The sequence below is a fragment of the Streptomyces sp. SID1328 genome, assembly GCF_009865595.1.
Classification (GTDB): domain Bacteria; phylum Actinomycetota; class Actinomycetes; order Streptomycetales; family Streptomycetaceae; genus Streptomyces; species Streptomyces griseoluteus.
In genome coordinates, this window is record NZ_WWKH01000440.1 from 1 (window position 1) to 14918 (window position 14918).

Annotated in this window: 15 protein-coding genes and 1 other RNA gene; 6 read left to right on the top strand and 10 right to left on the bottom strand. The window is 73.6% G+C overall.

Annotated elements, in window-relative coordinates; translation table 11 throughout:
* The 7 genes from GT030_RS13190 to GT030_RS13220 form a co-directional block, all read right to left on the bottom strand.
* Positions 1-554, bottom strand: a 554-nt coding sequence (locus GT030_RS13190) for a DUF5336 domain-containing protein (RefSeq protein ID WP_161201274.1), incomplete at its 3' end; no start/stop codon positions are given.
* 85 nt (positions 555-639) lie between these two features.
* On the bottom strand, positions 640-1524 hold the full coding sequence (locus GT030_RS13195) for an N-acetylmuramoyl-L-alanine amidase (RefSeq protein WP_161201275.1): 885 nt from the start codon (positions 1522-1524) through the stop codon (positions 640-642).
* 52 nt (positions 1525-1576) lie between these two features.
* Entirely contained in the window at positions 1577-2227 is a 651-nt protein-coding gene (locus GT030_RS13200) for a class I SAM-dependent methyltransferase (protein WP_161201276.1), read from the bottom strand.
* A gap of 99 nt (positions 2228-2326) precedes the next feature.
* Positions 2327-4075: an MFS transporter gene (locus GT030_RS13205; protein WP_161201277.1), complete on the bottom strand. Its 1749-nt coding sequence runs from the start codon at positions 4073-4075 to the stop codon at positions 2327-2329.
* Between the two features lie 132 nt (positions 4076-4207).
* Positions 4208-4819, bottom strand: coding sequence for a response regulator transcription factor (locus GT030_RS13210; RefSeq protein WP_161201278.1), 612 nt, complete (start codon positions 4817-4819; stop codon positions 4208-4210).
* A gap of 31 nt (positions 4820-4850) precedes the next feature.
* Positions 4851-6047 (bottom strand): histidine kinase, encoded by a 1197-nt coding sequence (locus GT030_RS13215; RefSeq protein ID WP_161201279.1) that lies wholly within the window; start codon positions 6045-6047, stop codon positions 4851-4853.
* A gap of 584 nt (positions 6048-6631) precedes the next feature.
* Positions 6632-7753: a hypothetical protein gene (locus tag GT030_RS13220; protein WP_202460041.1), complete on the bottom strand. Its 1122-nt coding sequence runs from the start codon at positions 7751-7753 to the stop codon at positions 6632-6634.
* 185 nt (positions 7754-7938) lie between these two features.
* Between GT030_RS13220 and GT030_RS13225 the strand changes: the two genes are divergently transcribed.
* The 3 genes from GT030_RS13225 to GT030_RS13235 are packed head-to-tail and all read left to right on the top strand — an operon-like array spanning position 7939 to position 10840.
* Positions 7939-8814: a Nif3-like dinuclear metal center hexameric protein gene (locus tag GT030_RS13225; RefSeq protein ID WP_161201280.1), complete on the top strand. Its 876-nt coding sequence runs from the start codon at positions 7939-7941 to the stop codon at positions 8812-8814.
* The gene (locus GT030_RS37370; protein ID WP_161201283.1) at positions 8811-9554 is read left to right on the top strand and encodes a C4-type zinc ribbon domain-containing protein; all 744 of its coding nucleotides are present in this window, start codon (positions 8811-8813) and stop codon (positions 9552-9554) included. Before GT030_RS13225 ends, GT030_RS37370 begins: the two co-directional genes overlap by 4 nt.
* 23 nt (positions 9555-9577) lie before the next feature.
* Entirely contained in the window at positions 9578-10840 is a 1263-nt protein-coding gene (locus tag GT030_RS13235; protein ID WP_161201281.1) for a bifunctional RNase H/acid phosphatase, read from the top strand.
* Here the strand turns inward: GT030_RS13235 and GT030_RS13240 are convergent.
* Together GT030_RS13240 and yaaA are read right to left on the bottom strand one after the other, a co-directional pair.
* On the bottom strand, positions 10812-11468 hold the full coding sequence (locus tag GT030_RS13240; protein ID WP_161199538.1) for a bifunctional 4-hydroxy-2-oxoglutarate aldolase/2-dehydro-3-deoxy-phosphogluconate aldolase: 657 nt from the start codon (positions 11466-11468) through the stop codon (positions 10812-10814). The genes GT030_RS13235 and GT030_RS13240 overlap by 29 nt on opposite strands.
* A gap of 74 nt (positions 11469-11542) precedes the next feature.
* Positions 11543-12325, bottom strand: a complete 783-nt coding sequence (gene yaaA, locus GT030_RS13245; RefSeq protein ID WP_161199537.1) for a peroxide stress protein YaaA — start codon at positions 12323-12325, stop codon at positions 11543-11545.
* Positions 12326-12421: 96 nt separating this feature from the next.
* Between yaaA and rnpB the strand changes: the two genes are divergently transcribed.
* An RNA gene (rnpB, locus tag GT030_RS13250) (RNase P RNA component class A) lies at positions 12422-12822 on the top strand.
* Positions 12823-12853: 31 nt separating this feature from the next.
* Here the strand turns inward: rnpB and GT030_RS13255 are convergent.
* Positions 12854-13399, bottom strand: coding sequence for a DoxX family protein (locus GT030_RS13255; protein WP_161199536.1), 546 nt, complete (start codon positions 13397-13399; stop codon positions 12854-12856).
* Between the two features lie 130 nt (positions 13400-13529).
* On the opposite strand from GT030_RS13255, the gene GT030_RS13260 reads away from it, so the two are divergent.
* Both GT030_RS13260 and GT030_RS13265 read left to right on the top strand, forming a co-directional pair.
* Positions 13530-13856 (top strand): nuclear transport factor 2 family protein, encoded by a 327-nt coding sequence (locus tag GT030_RS13260; RefSeq protein WP_161199535.1) that lies wholly within the window; start codon positions 13530-13532, stop codon positions 13854-13856.
* Positions 13857-13984: 128 nt separating this feature from the next.
* Positions 13985-14918: serine hydrolase (locus GT030_RS13265; protein WP_346009541.1), on the top strand; the 934-nt coding region annotated here is incomplete at its 3' end.

Sequence of the window (14918 nt, forward strand, 5' to 3'; positions counted from 1 at the left end):
GGCTGGCCGCCGCCGAAGGACGCGGCCGGGGCACCGGGGTAGCCGTAGCCCTGGGGCGGCTGCGCGCCGTAGGGCTGCGGGGCGGCCGGCTTGGGCGCGGGGATCAGCGGGGCCTGGAGCGCCGGGACGAGCGGGGTGGCGACGGCGGCGCCCGCCAGGATCAGCGTGGCGACCAGTGCGAGGATCAGACCGGTGCCCGCGCTCGGCGACTTGGAGGCGGCGGTGATGTTGTCCAGGCCGCCGACCGGGTCGATCACATTGCCCAGCGCGCTCCACGCGGCGAACACCGCGAACGCCGCGCCGACGGCACCGAGTTCGAGACCGGCGACCTTGCGGGGCTGCGGCAGCGCGCGGGCGGCGACGACGAGCCCGGCGGCGATCAGCCCTGCCAGGACGACGCTGAGCAGGACCGGGCCGCTCTCCCAGAGGTTCGGCATGTCGACGTCGCCGGGAAGGTCGTCGTACGAAAAGTTGTCGAAGAACGACGCGATGAGCAGCAGTAGCGCCGCTCCGATCACCACGCCGTCGCCTCTGGTGAGGGATCGGATATTCACTTCATCAGGTCCTTCGTAGGTCGTCTCGTCGTCGGTAGACAGTACCGTCCGCGTGATCCGCTGTGCGGACGGTTTCGCCCGGCGGTCACGACTCGTGCAGGAAACTCACGATTCCCTCAGAGATCCCCTGCGCGGCCTTCTGTCGCCAGGGACCGCTGGTCAGCAGGGCCACATCGGACTTGTCCCGCATGTTCCCGCACTCGATGAACACCTTCGGAACCGTTGACAGATTGAGACCGCCGAGGTCTGTGCGCGTGACCATCCCGGTGCCGTCGCCCAGGTAGTTGGAGAAGGGTTCGCCGGTGGTACGGCGGTAGCCGCCCGCGACCAGCGTGCCCAGCTTCCTGGAGGGGGCGACGATCGGCCGGGTGTCCGCGGCACCCGCGTGCACCGCCCCCGGCATGATCACGTGGAAGCCCCGGTTGCCCTCGGCCGAACCGTCCGCGTGCAGTGAGATCGCCGCGTCAGCGTGGGCGGTGTTGCCGATCCGGGCCCGCTCGTCCACGCACGGCCCCCACTTGCGGTCGCCGTCATGGGTCAGCCTGACCGTGGCGCCCTGCTTCTCCAGCAGCGCCCGCAGCCGGTGGGCGAGGTCGAGGGTGAACTCGGCCTCCGGGTAACCGGCGTTGGTAGCGGTGCCGGTGGTGTCGCACTCCTTCTTGCCGGTGCCGATGTCGACCTGCCGGTTGATCTCGGCCGTGTGCCGGAAGTTGCCCGTGTTGTGGCCGGGGTCGATGACGACGACCTTCCCGGCGAGCGAGCCCGCACTCGGCGAGGGGCTGCTCGTGCCGCCCGGCGCCGCCGACGCCGACGGGCTCGCGGCACCCGCCGGGCGGTCCGGCTCGTCGCCGAGCGCCGAGTAGGCCAGCCAGGCCAGCAGGGCGACCGGCACCAGCGCGGCGAACGTGATGGTCAGCGCGCGCCGGGAGCGCGGCCGGGGAGCTTCGTTTTCCGGGCCTTCGTACGACACGCAGCCACCCTAACGGCACCCCCCGCCCGGCCCCCGCATCCCTGACGGTACGTCAGATGCCGTCTCCCGTGCGCTTCAGCACCCGCAGCGAGCCCGTCGCGGAGACCTCGGTGAAGGCGCCCGAGGCCAGCGCCCGCAGGTACACGCGGTAGGGCGCCTGGCCGGTGAACTCGTCCTCCGGCTCCGGGAACACGTCGTGGATGACCAGCAGGCCGCCGGGCGCGAGATGCGGGGCCCAGCCCTCGTAGTCGGCGTTCGCGTGCTCGTCGGTGTGGCCGCCGTCGACGAACACCAGCGCCACGGGGGAGTTCCACACCTTCGCGACCTGCGGGGAGCGGCCCACCAGCGCGATCACGTGGTCCTCCAGGCCCGCCCGGTGCAGGGTGCGGCGGAAGGTGGGGAGGGTGTCCATCAGGCCGACCTCTGGGTCGACGGTCTCCGGGTCGTGGTAGTCCCAGCCCGGCTGCTGCTCCTCGCTGCCCCGGTGGTGGTCGACGGTGAGCGCGGTGACCCCCGCCTCGCGGGCCGCGTCCGCGAGCAGCACGGTGGAGCGCCCGCAGTAGGTGCCCACCTCCAGCAGCGGCAGCCCGAGCCGGCCGCCCTCCACCGCCGCCGCGTACAGCGCCAGCCCCTCGTCCACGGGCATGAACCCCTTCGCGGCCTCGAACGCGGCCAGGATCTCCGGCTTGGGTGCCGCGGGCATGGGGGTTCCTCTCGGTCGTACGTCCGTCTCGGCGCCCCATGCTGCCGCACCCCCCGCCCGGAGCCGGGTGGGGGGTGCGGTGGCGGGGACTTGTACGGGTTACGCCGAGACGGTCTCGCCCGGCAGCGGCAGGTCCAGCTCGACCGGACGCTCGTCCCCGGCGTGTGTCGCCGCCGAGGCCAGCGGGCCGTGTCCGGCGGCGCGGGCGGCCAGCACGTACGGGCCCTCGGACGGCACCGGAAGGGCGTAGCCGCCGTCATGGCCGGAGAGCGTGGAGCCGGCCTGGCGGCCCCGGCGGTCGATCAGCGTGACCTTGGCACGGGCCACCGGGGCGCCGGAGGCGTCCAGCACCCGTCCCCGGAAACCGCGCAGCACCTCCTCGGCACGCTCCAGCGCCGCGTCCTCCTCGCTGCTGGCCCGCAACTGGGTGTGCTGGGCTGCCGGGCGCGGGGTGCGCGGCAGGAACACCGCGAGGGCCAGGCCGACCAGCACGGCCGCCGTGGCGATCAGGAAGGAGACCCGGAAGCCGTGCATCGTCGGCACCGCGACCCCGCCGCCCAGGTCGTGCGCGGTGTTGGCCAGCACCATGCCGATGACGGCGCTGGAGACGGAGGTGCCGATGGAGCGCATCAGGGTGTTGAGACCGTTGGCGGCACCCGTCTCGGAGGCCGGGACCGCGCCCACGATCAGCGCGGGCAGCGAGGAGTACGCCAGGCCGATGCCAGCGCCGAGGACCATCGAGGTGATGATCGTCTGCCAGGCGGCGTGCATCAGGCCGAGGCCGCCCGCGTAGCCGGCCGCGATGATCAGCAGGCCGATGATCAGGGTCGTCCGGGGGCCGTAGCGGGCCGAGAGGCGGGCGTAGACCGGGGCGGTGAACATCATGGTCAGGCCCAGCGGGGCCACGCACAGACCGGCGACCACCATCGACTGACCGAGGCCGTAGCCGGTGGCGGTGGGGAGCTGGAGCAGCTGGGGGAGGACCAGCGAGACGACGTAGAAGCTGACGCCGACCATGATCGAGGCGAGGTTGGTGAGCAGCACCTCGCGGCGGGCGGTGGTGCGCAGGTCGACCAGCGGTGCCGGTATGCGCAGCTCGTACACGCCCCACAGCAGCAGCACGGCGAGCGCGGCGCCGAAGAGGCCGAGGGTGGTGCCGGAGGACCAGCCCCAGTCGCTGCCCTTGGTGATGGGCAGCAGGAGCAGCACCAGACCGGCGGAGAGGCCGGCGGCGCCCGGGTGGTCGAAGGAGCCCTTGGCGCGGGCCGGGGACTCGGGGACGGCCAGCAGGGTCAGGCCGATGGCGAGCACGCCCAGGGCGGCGGCGCCGTAGAACAGGGCGTGCCAGTCGGTGTGCTGGGCGACCAGGGCTGCGGCGGGCAGCGCGAGACCGCCGCCGACGCCGATCGAGGAGCTCATCAGCGCCATCGCGGAGGCGAGCCGCTCACGCGGGAGTATGTCGCGCATCAGGCCGATGCCCAGCGGGATCGCGCCCATGGCGAAGCCCTGGAGGGTGCGGCCCACGATCATCAGGAGCAACTGGCTGGTGACCGCGCTGACCAGCGCGCCGACCACCATCACGGACAGGCTGAGAATCAGCATCCGGCGCTTGCCGTACAGGTCGCCGAGGCGGCCCATGATCGGGGTGGCGACGGCGCCGGAGAGCAGGGTGGAGGTGAGGACCCAGGTCGCGTTGCTCGGCGCGGTGCCGAGCAGTTGCGGCAGGTCCTTGATGACCGGCACGAGCAGGGTCTGCATCACCGCGACCACGATGCCCGCGAAGGCGAGCACCGGGACTACGGCCCCGCCCGCTTTCCTGGTGGCGTGGTCGGGCGTGGTGTGGGTCATGGAAATGGGTCCTCCCGCGTGAATACGTGCCGGGTGAACCTCGTATGCACGGGAAACTATTCCGTTGCTTCGGGACGCTAATGAATCCTTGACCGAGGCATGGGTTTCTGACCCGGTGTCAGTGCTTGCTTTTCACAGCCAGCCCCGCTGCCGGGCCTCCCGTACGGCCTCGGCGCGGTTGCGGGTGCCGGTCTTGCCGATCGCCGAGGAGAGGTAGTTGCGCACGGTGGACTCCGAGAGGTGCAGCCGGGCGGCGATGTCGGCGACCGTCGCGCCGTCCACGGAGGCGGTCAGCACCTCGCACTCCCGGCCGGTCAGCGGATTCGGTCCCGCGCTGAGCGCGGCCGCCGCCAGTACGGGGTCGACCACCGTCTCCCCGGCCAGCACCCGGCGCACCGCCTGGGCCAGCTCCTCCACCGGGCCGTCCTTCACCAGGAACCCGGCCGCCCCCGCCTCCATCGCCCGGCGCAGATAGCCGGGCCTGCCGAACGTCGTCAGAATCAGCACCCGGCACCCCGGCACCCGCTCCCGCAGCAGCGCGGCCGCGTCCAGACCGCTCAGTCCGGGCAACTCGATGTCCAACAGCGCCACATCCGGCCGGTGCTCCAGGGCGGCCGTCAGGATCGCGTCCCCCGTGGCCACTTGAGCGACCACCTCGATGTCGTCCTCCATCCCCAGCAACAGCGCCAGGGCGCCCCGCATCATCCCCTGGTCCTCGGCCAGCAGGAGCCGGATCTCGTTCACCGCGCCAGGGTAGCGAGGGGGCGCCCGGCCGTCAGGACTCCAGCGCGACCGGGATCGCGTCCTCGGTGCTCAGCTCCACCGGGGCCGCCGGCAGCTCGGCCGTCACCGTGAAGCCGCCGGCCGGGGCGGGGCCTGCTGTCAGGGAGCCGCCCGCCGTGGTCAGGCGTTCGGTCAGGCCCGTCAGACCGGTACCGGTGCCGTCGGGGGCGGGGGCTGCCGTGGGGGTGCCGTTGTCGGTGACGGTGAGACGGACGCGTTCCCCGGCGCTCTCCACGGTGATCTCGCAGCGGGTGGCGCGGCTGTGCCGGACCACGTTGGTCACCGCCTCGCGCACCACCCAGCCGAGCAGCGCCTCGGTCTGCGGGGCCAGCGGCGCCCCCGACTGCCGTACCACCGGCTCCACGCTCGCCGCCGCCAGTGCCGAGCGGGCGCGGGTCAGCTCGGTGGCCAGGCTGCCCTCGCGGTAGCCGGTCACCGCCTCCCGGATCTCGGTCAGTGCCTGCCGGCCCACCGACTCGATGTCCCCGATCTGGGCCAGCGCCGCGTCCAGGTCCCGTCCGGCCAGCCGCCGCGCGGCCTCGGACTTCACCACGATCACCGACAGGGTGTGGCCCAGCAGGTCGTGCAGATCGCGGGAGAAGCGCAGCCGTTCCTTCTCCACCGCCCGCCGTGCCAACTCCTCTCGCGCGGCCCGCAGTTCGCGTACCGCCTCCGACAGGCTCAGGATCGCCGCCGTGACCATGCAGGACAGGAAGGTCGCGTACCCGATGTTCGGCGCCTCCCGCCAGCCTTCGCGCAGGCCCGCGAGGACCGCCGCGTACGCCGCGAGCAGCAGGCCGATCCTGCCGAGGTGCCGGCCGCGCAGGGTGGCGCCGGTGGCGAGCCCGAGCAGCGGGAAGAACAGCAGCCAGTTGCCGCCGTAGCCGACCGCGAGCCCCGTGGTCACCAGGCCCATGGTCAGCAGGGCCAGCCGGGTCGAGCGGGACTGACGCTTCTCGCGGTCGAAGGCGCGGAAGGTGACGTAGACGTACAGGGAGTTGAAGACGAACAGGCCCAGGCCGCCGATCCACGGGTTCTCCGCCTTGCCCTGGAGCAGGTTGGAGAAGGAGCCCAGCCCCATCAGCAGCCAGGGCAGCAGCGCGAAGCCGGTCGGCGGGGGCCCCGCGTGGCCGGCATCCCGCGCACACCTCGCCGAGCGCCGCTGCCGTGCCCGTGCCCACCACGTCATGTCCGTGTCCTTCGGCCTCTCCCGCTCCACCGCGCCCGGCCGGTCGGCGGGACGACGATCCAGGGTAGGGAAGGAGAACCGTTGCCCGCTCCGGGCCGATCGCGTCTGTGTCATGTCTACGACGGTAGGAGCGGGGCGCCGCCGCGGGCAGAGGCGTACGTACGGACTCCGGCAGTACAAATGTCACGGCCGGCCATGACGAAGGGGCGGGGTGCGAGCCGTGTGGCCCGTACCCCGCCCCTCGCCGTGTCGATCAGACAGCCGTCCCGGCGGTCCCGCCGCCCGGGCGGCGATGGCGCCCACTGGGGGCGCTCTCCCCGTCCCGGTCCGCGACCGGTCCCCGGTGCCGCCCGTGCCCGTCCGCCTCGGCGGAGACGGATACGGGCTCGTAGAGCCCGGAATCCGCGGGCGCGGACAGCGGCTGCGTCGTGCTGGCTTCGGTCATCGGAAGCATTCACCCCGTCAACATGATCGTCTTGCAGCCGGGAGAGTCTAACCAACCCCTGGGGGGGCGGGGTCCAGGCGGCGGCACCGAGGGGTGCGGGGAGAGACGCGGAGCCAGGCCACGCGGGGTTCTGGCGTCGCTACCCGGCGGCTGCCTTGGCGAGCGGGGCCTTCTGCAGGGGGACCGGGCGGGGGGTCTCCGGTTCCTCCGCCTTCGCGGCCCCGGCAGGGGGCGGGGTCGCCGTCGGAGGGGTCAGTTCGGCCACTCCGCAGGGGGTCTGGGCCGTCGAGCAGGGGAGGCGGAGTACGCCCTCCGGGGTCCACAGGCCGGAGGACGGCAGCCAGCCCTCGGGGGCCGGGAGGTGGCGCAGGCGGGGGTCGGTCGGGTGCCAGGTGGCGATCCAGGTGCCGAGGGGGCCGTCCACCCGGAGGGCCACCGCGCAGGTTTCCGGGGTCAGGACCTGGCCCGGCTGGATGGCGAAGGGGGTCACCGTGCAGTCCGGCAGCCGGAGCGCGGCGGGGAAGCGGACCGGGAGGGTGCTGCCCAGTACGCCCCAGCCCAACAGTTCCTGCCCCGGTGAGGCCGCGTCCGAGGAGATCACCACCAGCCCGCTGTCCGGGTCGGCCAGCAGCAGCCGGTCGTCGCTGTCCGGCGCGATCTCGAGCAGCGGGGAGACCTCCCCGTCCCGCCCCAGGTCCACCACGACCGTCTTGGTCCGGCCCGCCAGCTCCCGGTCGAGCGCCAGCATCCGCCCGGCCGGCTCCAGCCAGACCCCGCCCGAGCACCGTCCCGGCACCTCGGCCACCCGCTCCGGCCCGGCGGCACCGCCCGCCACCAGCCACACCGCCGTGGACGTCTCGCACACCGCCAGCGCGTACGCCCGCTCGCCCCCCGGCGCGGGCGGCAGCAGGGTGACGTAGGTGTCGGACCCGCACTCCACCGCGCCCACCGCCAGCTCACCCGTACCGGGCCCGGTCGGGTACAGCAGGGAGAAGGCGTGCCGCCGCTCCACCAGCCGGTGGATCAGCACCCGCCCGTCCCCCATCGGATGCACCTCCGTACCCGGCTCCTCCGGCTGGCCGCCGGGCAGCGGTACCGCGTACGGCTCCGGGCCGTCCAGCGTCCAGCGCTCCGGGAACCAGCTCTCCCCGTCCAGCGCGAGCCGGGCTGCGTACGCGCCGTCCGCCGTGATGGCGTACCGCGTCGTGGGCGCCTCGTGTTCCGCGCCGGTCGACGGGGATTCGATCGCACAGGCCGTCATGGTTCGGTCACCTCCGGCGACGAAGCTAGTTTTCGTACGCACGGCCGGGGGCCGGGTCCGGACCACTTCACACATACGGGTGGCGCAGAAGCGATTCCTCTGAGGAGAGGGCGGGTGTGGGCGTACCGGGCCCGGGGCCGCCGTACGCGGTACGGCCCCCCTGGACGGACAGGTAGCCTTTCCTCGTGCCCCGTCTGTCTGAAGTCATCGCCGCGCTGGAGACCCTGTGGCCCGCCCAGCGGGCCGAGTCCTGGGACGCGGTCGGCACGGTCACGGGCGACCCCGGCCAGGAGGTCACCCGCGTCCTGTTCGCCGTGGACCCGGTACAGGAGGTCGCCGACGAGGCCGTACGGCTCGGCGCGGACCTGCTCGTCACCCACCACCCGCTCTATCTGCGGGGGACGACCACGGTGGCGGCCGGCACCCCCAAGGGCCGGGTCGTGCACACGCTGATCAAGAACGACGTCGCCCTGCACGTCGCGCACACCAACGCCGACAAGGCCGACCCCGGAGTCTCCGACGCCCTCGCCGGCGCGCTGGACCTCCGGGTCACCGGGCCCCTCGTACCCGACCCCGACGACCCGGCCGGACGCCGGGGCCTGGGCCGGATCTGCGAGCTGGACCACCCGCTGACCGTGCGCGAGCTGGCCGAGCGCGCCGCCGAACGGCTGCCCGCCACCGCGCAGGGCATCCGGGTGGCCGGCGACCCCGACGCCGTCGTCCGTACGGTCGCCGTCAGCGGCGGCTCCGGCGACAGCCTCTTCGACCGGGTCCGCGCGGCCGGAGTGGACGCCTTCCTCACCGCCGACCTGCGCCACCACCCGGCATCCGAGTTCGTCGCGGTCACCGCGTCCGGCACCGAGCGCCCGCTCGCGCTCCTCGACGCGGCCCACTGGGCCACCGAGTGGCCCTGGTGCGAGCTGGCCGCGGCCGAACTCGACCAGATCTCCGACCGTCACGGCTGGGGCCTCCGCGTCCACGTGTCCACGACGGTCACCGACCCCTGGACCGCCCACGCGGCGTCCCCCGTCACCACTAGCCCCATGGGAGCCCCCAACTGAACGCCGAGCCCGCCGACCAGATCCGACTCCTCGACGTCCAGGCCCTCGACGTCCGCCTCCAGCAGCTCGCGCACAAGCGGAAGTCGCTCCCCGAGCACGCCGAGATCGAGACGCTGGGCAAGGACCTCGTCCAGCTCCGCGACCTGCTGGTGGCCGCGCAGACCGAGGAGAGCGACTGCGCCCGCGAGCAGACCAAGGCCGAGCAGGACGTGGAGCAGGTGCGCCGCCGCGCCACCCGTGACCAGCAGCGCCTGGACTCCGGCGCGGTCACCTCGCCCAAGGACCTCACCGGCCTCCAGCACGAGATCGCCTCCCTCGCCAAGCGCCAGGGCGACCTGGAGGACGTCGTCCTCGAGGTCATGGAGCGCCGCGAGGCCGCCCAGGCGCGGGTCGCCGAGCTGACCGAGCGGGTCGCCTCCGTGCAGGCCAAGTCCGACGACGCCACCGCGCGCCGGGACGCCGCGTTCCGTGAACTGGACGACGAGGCCGCCGCGGTGACCAAGGAGCGCGAGGTCGTCTCCGCCTCCGTCCCGGCCGACCTGCTCAAGCTGTACGACCGCCTGCGCGTCCAGGGCGGCGGTGTCGGTGCGGCCAAGCTGTACGCCCGCACCTGCCAGGGCTGCCGCCAGGAGCTGGCGATCACCGAGCTGAGCGAGATCCGCGCGGCCGCGCGCGACGCGGTGGTCCGCTGCGAGAACTGCCACCGCATCCTGGTGCGCACGGCGGACTCGGGTCTGTAACCGGTCGGTAAGGAGCACTGGGCGTGCGGGAGTTCGTCGTCGAGGCCGACGGCGGGTCGCGGGGCAACCCCGGCCCGGCGGGGTACGGGGCCGCCGTGAGTGACGCGGCCACGGGGGAGATCCTGGCCGAGGCCGCCGAGTTCATCGGCGTCGCCACCAACAACGTCGCCGAGTACCGCGGTCTCCTCGCCGGCCTGCGCGCCGCCCACGCCCTCGACCCCGAGGCGCGGGTCGCCGTCCGCATGGACTCCAAGCTGGTCGTCGAGCAGATGTCGGGCCGCTGGAAGATCAAGCACCCCGACATGAAGCCCCTCGCCGCCGAGGCCCGCGGCATCTTCCCGCCCGGCCGGGTCACCTACGAGTGGATACCGCGCGAACGCAACAAGCACGCCGACCGGCTGGCGAACGAGGCCATGGACGCGGGGGCGAAGGGCGAGGTGTGGACGCCTCGGGCCCCGGCGGTTCCTGAGCCCGAGGGTCCCCCCGGGGACGCCCGCGCGGGGGCGGCGGCCGCGAGGGCGGCTCTGGCCCGAGGACGGGCTGTGCCCGCGTCCGAGCCGGTGGAGCCGGCCGGTGCCGCTCCGAGCGACGCCCGTGCCGCGCGTACCGTCGCCTCCGCCACCACCTCCTCGCCCGGCTGGAGCGCGGCTCCCGATCTCGGGGCGCCCGCGACCTTCGTGCTGCTCAGGCACGGGGAGACGCCGCTCACTCCGCAGAAGCGGTTCTCCGGGAGCGGGGGGAGTGATCCCGCGCTGTCCGAGGTGGGGCGGGAGCAGGCGCGGCTGGTGGCGGAGGCGCTGGCTCGGCGGGGAACCGTACAGGCGGTCGTCGCCTCGCCCCTGGCCCGCACGCGGGAGACCGCCGGGATCGTCGCCGCCCGGCTGGGGCTGGACGTGCGCGTGGACGACGGGCTGCGCGAGACGGACTTCGGCGCGTGGGAGGGGCTGACCTTCGGGGAGGCCCGCGAGCGCTACCCCGACGACCTGACCGCCTGGCTCGGCGACCCGGAGGCGCGTCCCACCGGTGGCGGCGAGAGCTTCGCGGAGACCGCCGAGCGGATCGAGGAGACCCGCGCCCGGCTGGTCACCGAGTACGCGGGCCGTACGGTGCTGCTGGTCACCCACGTCACGCCCATCAAGACCCTGCTGCGCCTCGCCCTGGGCGCCCCGCCCGAGTCCCTCTTCCGGATGGAGCTGTCGGCCGCCTCGCTGTCGGCGGTGGCGTACTACGCCGACGGGAACGCGAGCGTACGGCTGTTCAACGACACGTCCCCCTTGCGTCCCTGAGCCCGGCCGCACCCCGCGCCAGCTCCTCGATCCGGGCCCAGTCCCCGGCGGCCACCGCGTCCGCCGGGACCATCCAGCTGCCGCCCACGCAGCCCACGTTGGGCAGCGCCAGATACTCCGGCGCACTCGCCTGCGCGATCCCGCCCGTGGGACAGAAGCGGGCGTCGGGCAACGGCCCGGCGAGGGACTTCAGATACGCCGTACCGCCCGCGGCCCGCGCCGGGAAGAACTTCATCTCGCGCACCCCGCGCTCCAGCAGCGCCACCACCTCCGAGGTGGTCGACACTCCCGGCAGGAACGGCACCCCGGACTCCCGCATCGCGGCGAGCAGCGACTCGGTCCAGCCGGGGGAGACGAGGAACCGCGCCCCCGCCGCCACGCAACGGCTCACCTGGTCGGGCGTGATCACCGTCCCGGCGCCCACCACCGCCTCGGGCACCTCCTCGGCGATGGCCCGGATGCCGTCCAGCGCGGCCGGCGTGCGCAGCGTGACCTCGATCGCGGGCAGCCCCCCGGCGACCAGCGCCCGCGCCAGCGGCACGGCGTCGGCGGCGTCGGAGAGCACGACGACGGGGAGGACGGGCGCGAGGTCCAGTACGGAGGCGGGGGAGGGCGCGGGTGAGGTCATGGACGCCATCGTGCCCAGGGGAAGCAGCGTGCGCAACGAACGTTGCACATGCTGCAACGAGGCTCGGTGACCGCTCAGTGCACCTCGTCCACCAGCACATCCAGTGCCCATGGCTTCCCGGCCTTCTCCGGCGCCGCCGCCTCCACCTCGTACCCGAGGTCCCGCAGCGCGACGACCAGCTCGGCGGGGCCCTTCGGCGCGGCCCCCTCGGTGAGCAGCGCGCGGACGATACGGCCCTTGGTCGCCTTGTTGAAGTGGCTGACCACCTTGCGGGTGGGCGCGTGCAGCACCCGTACCGTCGCGGTGCGCCCCGCGACCTCGCCCTTGGGCTTCCAGGCGGCGGCGTACGCGGCGGAGCGCAGGTCCAGTACGAGCCCGCCCCCTGCCGCCTCGGGCAGCACCTCGGCCATCGGCGCCCGCCAGTGCCCGGCCAGCGCGCCGAGACCTGGCAGCTTGACGCCCATCGAGCAGCGGTAGGAGGGGATGCGGTCGGTGACGCCGACCGCGCCCCAGAGGCCGGAGAACACCAGCAGCGAGCGGGCCGCGCGGCGCTTGGCGGCGGGGTCGAGGGTGGCCAGGCCGAGGGCGTCGTAGAGGACGCCGGTGTAGATCTCGCCCGCCGGGCGGGCGCCGGCCGTGAGCAGAGCGGCGTTCTTGGCGACCTCGCCGCGCAGTCCCTCGCTCAGTCCCAGTACCTCGCGGGCCTTCTCCTCGTCCCCGGCGCACAGCTCCACCAGCTCGGCGAGCACGGCCTGCCGGGCGGCGGCGAGACCGGGCAGGGACAGCGAATCGGGCTTCAGCGGGGCACCCCGGCCCGAGGACGCCTTACCCTCCGACGGGGGCAGCAGGACCAGCACGGACAACTCCTTCTCTCGGCCTCCGCGCCAGCGTACGGGCCCCGGGCGCCGGTCCGTGCCGCCCGCCCGGCCCGGTACCATGGTCGGCACGGCAGACGAGCCGGGCGGACGGCCGCGTGGAGTCCCTTACGGGGCTTCCCGAGGAACGTCCGGGCTCCACAGGGCAGGGTGGTGGCTAACGGCCACCCGAGGCGACTCGCGGGACAGTGCCACAGAGAACAGACCGCCTCGCGCCTCGGCGCGGGGTAAGGGTGAAACGGTGGTGTAAGAGACCACCAGTGCTCAGGGTGACCTGGGCAGCTAGGTAAACCCCACCCGGAGCAAGGTCAAAAGGAAACACCCCGGTGTTTCTGCGCGGACGATCGAGGGCTGCCCGCCCGAGTCCGCGGGTAGACCGCACGAGGCCGGTGGCAACACCGGCCCTAGATGGATGGCCGTCACCGGGACGCCCGCGAGGGCCCCCGGTACAGAACCCGGCGTACAGCCCGACTCGTCTGTCGTATCCCCCCCGAGAGGCCCCCCGGGGCTCTACTCCTCGAACAGCACTTCCTGCTCAGTGATCACCGTTTGCCGCAGCCGGCGGTTGCGGGCGCCGATGACCAGGGCCGTGGCCGCCGCTGTGACGCCCAGGGCCGCGGGGACCATCCAGTTTCGGTCGAAGACGTGGCCGAGGAGATGGTCGAGGGAGAGGCGGCCGGGACCGGTGACGGCGAGGCCGGCGGATGCCAGGCCGAGACTCGCCGCGTACTCGTAGCCGCCCTCCTGGGCGAAGAAGCCGTTGGGGACGTGCAGGGCCGCCGCGCCCGCCATCGCGCCGGCCGCCGACGCCCCGGCGAGGGGCGTCGCCAGGCCGAGGGCCAGCAGGACGCCGCCGCCCGCCTCCGCGACCCCCGCCGCCGTCGCGCTCGCCTTGCCCGGGGCGTAGCCCACGGACTCCATGAACTGGCCGGTGCCCACCAGCCCGTGGCCGCCGAACCAGCCGAACAGCTTCTGCGCACCGTGCGCGGCCAGTACCCCGCCGGTGCTCAGCCGGAGGAGCAGCAGGCCCACGTCGCGTCGGTCGTAACAGGTCATGGTGACTCCCTTTCCCTTGCGTCCACCGTCGCACCGGGTACCCCGTCCGGCCTCCCGGACCGGGCGTCCGGGTGGTGCGGGCGGGGTACGTCCGGTGGCAGGGCGCGGGGAGCGGTGTGAGCCTGACGCCATGACGATTCAGCCCGCCAAGCTGCGCGACCCGGCCGTACGGGCCTTCGTGCACGCCGTCAACTCCCATGACCGCGAAGGCTTCATGTCCCTTCTCGCGCCCGGCGCGACCATGGCCGACGACGGCACCGACCGCGACCTCGCCGTCTGGATCGACCAGGAGATCTTCTCCAGCCACGGTCATCTGGAGGTCGACAACGAGTCCCGCGGCGGACGCGCGCTCGTCGCCCGGTACCGCAACGACACCTGGGGCGAGATGCGGACCCGGTGGACGTTCACCGTGGCCGACGACGGGCGGATCTCGCGGTTCGAGACAGGCCACGCATAAGGGGGAAAGGGGCTCGGCGGGGGCTGCCGCACGACCGGTCCATCGGACGTCCATGAGAGTGCAAAGTCCTGGCCGGGGAAACACCTCCCCCGGGTAAGGGCCGTTCGGAGCCGGTGTACGGTCCCCGGGTGCGTGAATGTTCCCCGCTCAGCCGACGTGCCCTTCTCGGTCTCGCGGCGGCCGCCGTCCCCCTGACCGCCGCCGTCCCCGCCTCCGCCGCCGGGGCAAGATCTGCCGGGGCGAGATCCGCGGGGGCGAGCTGGGTGGGCGGTGAGCGGCTCGGGCTCGGCGGGGTCCAGGTACGGGCGGCCGGGCTGCCGAAGAAGCTCACCGCGCAGGCGTGGCTCGTCGCCGACCGGGACACCGGGGAGGTGCTCGCCTCGTACAACGCGCACCGGCGGCTCGCGCCCGCGTCCACGCTGAAGATGCTGTTCGCGGACACCGTGCTGCCCAAGTTCGCCCCCGAGCAGCGGTACCGGGTCACCGAGGCCGACCTCGCCGACATACCGTCCGGGTCCAGCCTCGTCGGCGTCCAGGCCGGGACCACGTACACCGTCGAGCAGCTCTGGCAGGGCGTGTTCCTGCGCTCGGGCAACGACGCGGTGCACGTGCTGGCCCACATGAACGGCGGGATCGCCCGCACGGTCGCCGAGATGCAGGCCAGGGCCGAGTACCTGCACGCCCTCGACACCCATGTGGTCAGCCCGGACGGCTTCGACCACAAGGGTCAGATCTCCTCGGCGTACGACCTCACGCTGTTCGCCCGCGCCGGGCTGAAGAACGCCGACTTCCGGCGCCACTGCGGGACACGTACCGCCGACTTCCCGGCGGGCGGCAAGAAGACCTTCCAGATCCAGAACACCGACCGCCTGCTCACCGGCGCGTGGGGGCTGCGGCCGTACGCGGGGCTGCTCGGCGTCAAGAACGGCTACACCAGCCACGCGGGCAACACCTTCACCGGCGCCGCCACCCGTGGCGGGCGCACTCTGCTGGTCACCGTGATGCACCCGGCCGAGGGCAGCAACGCGGTGTACGAGCAGACCGCGGCCCTCCTCGACTGGG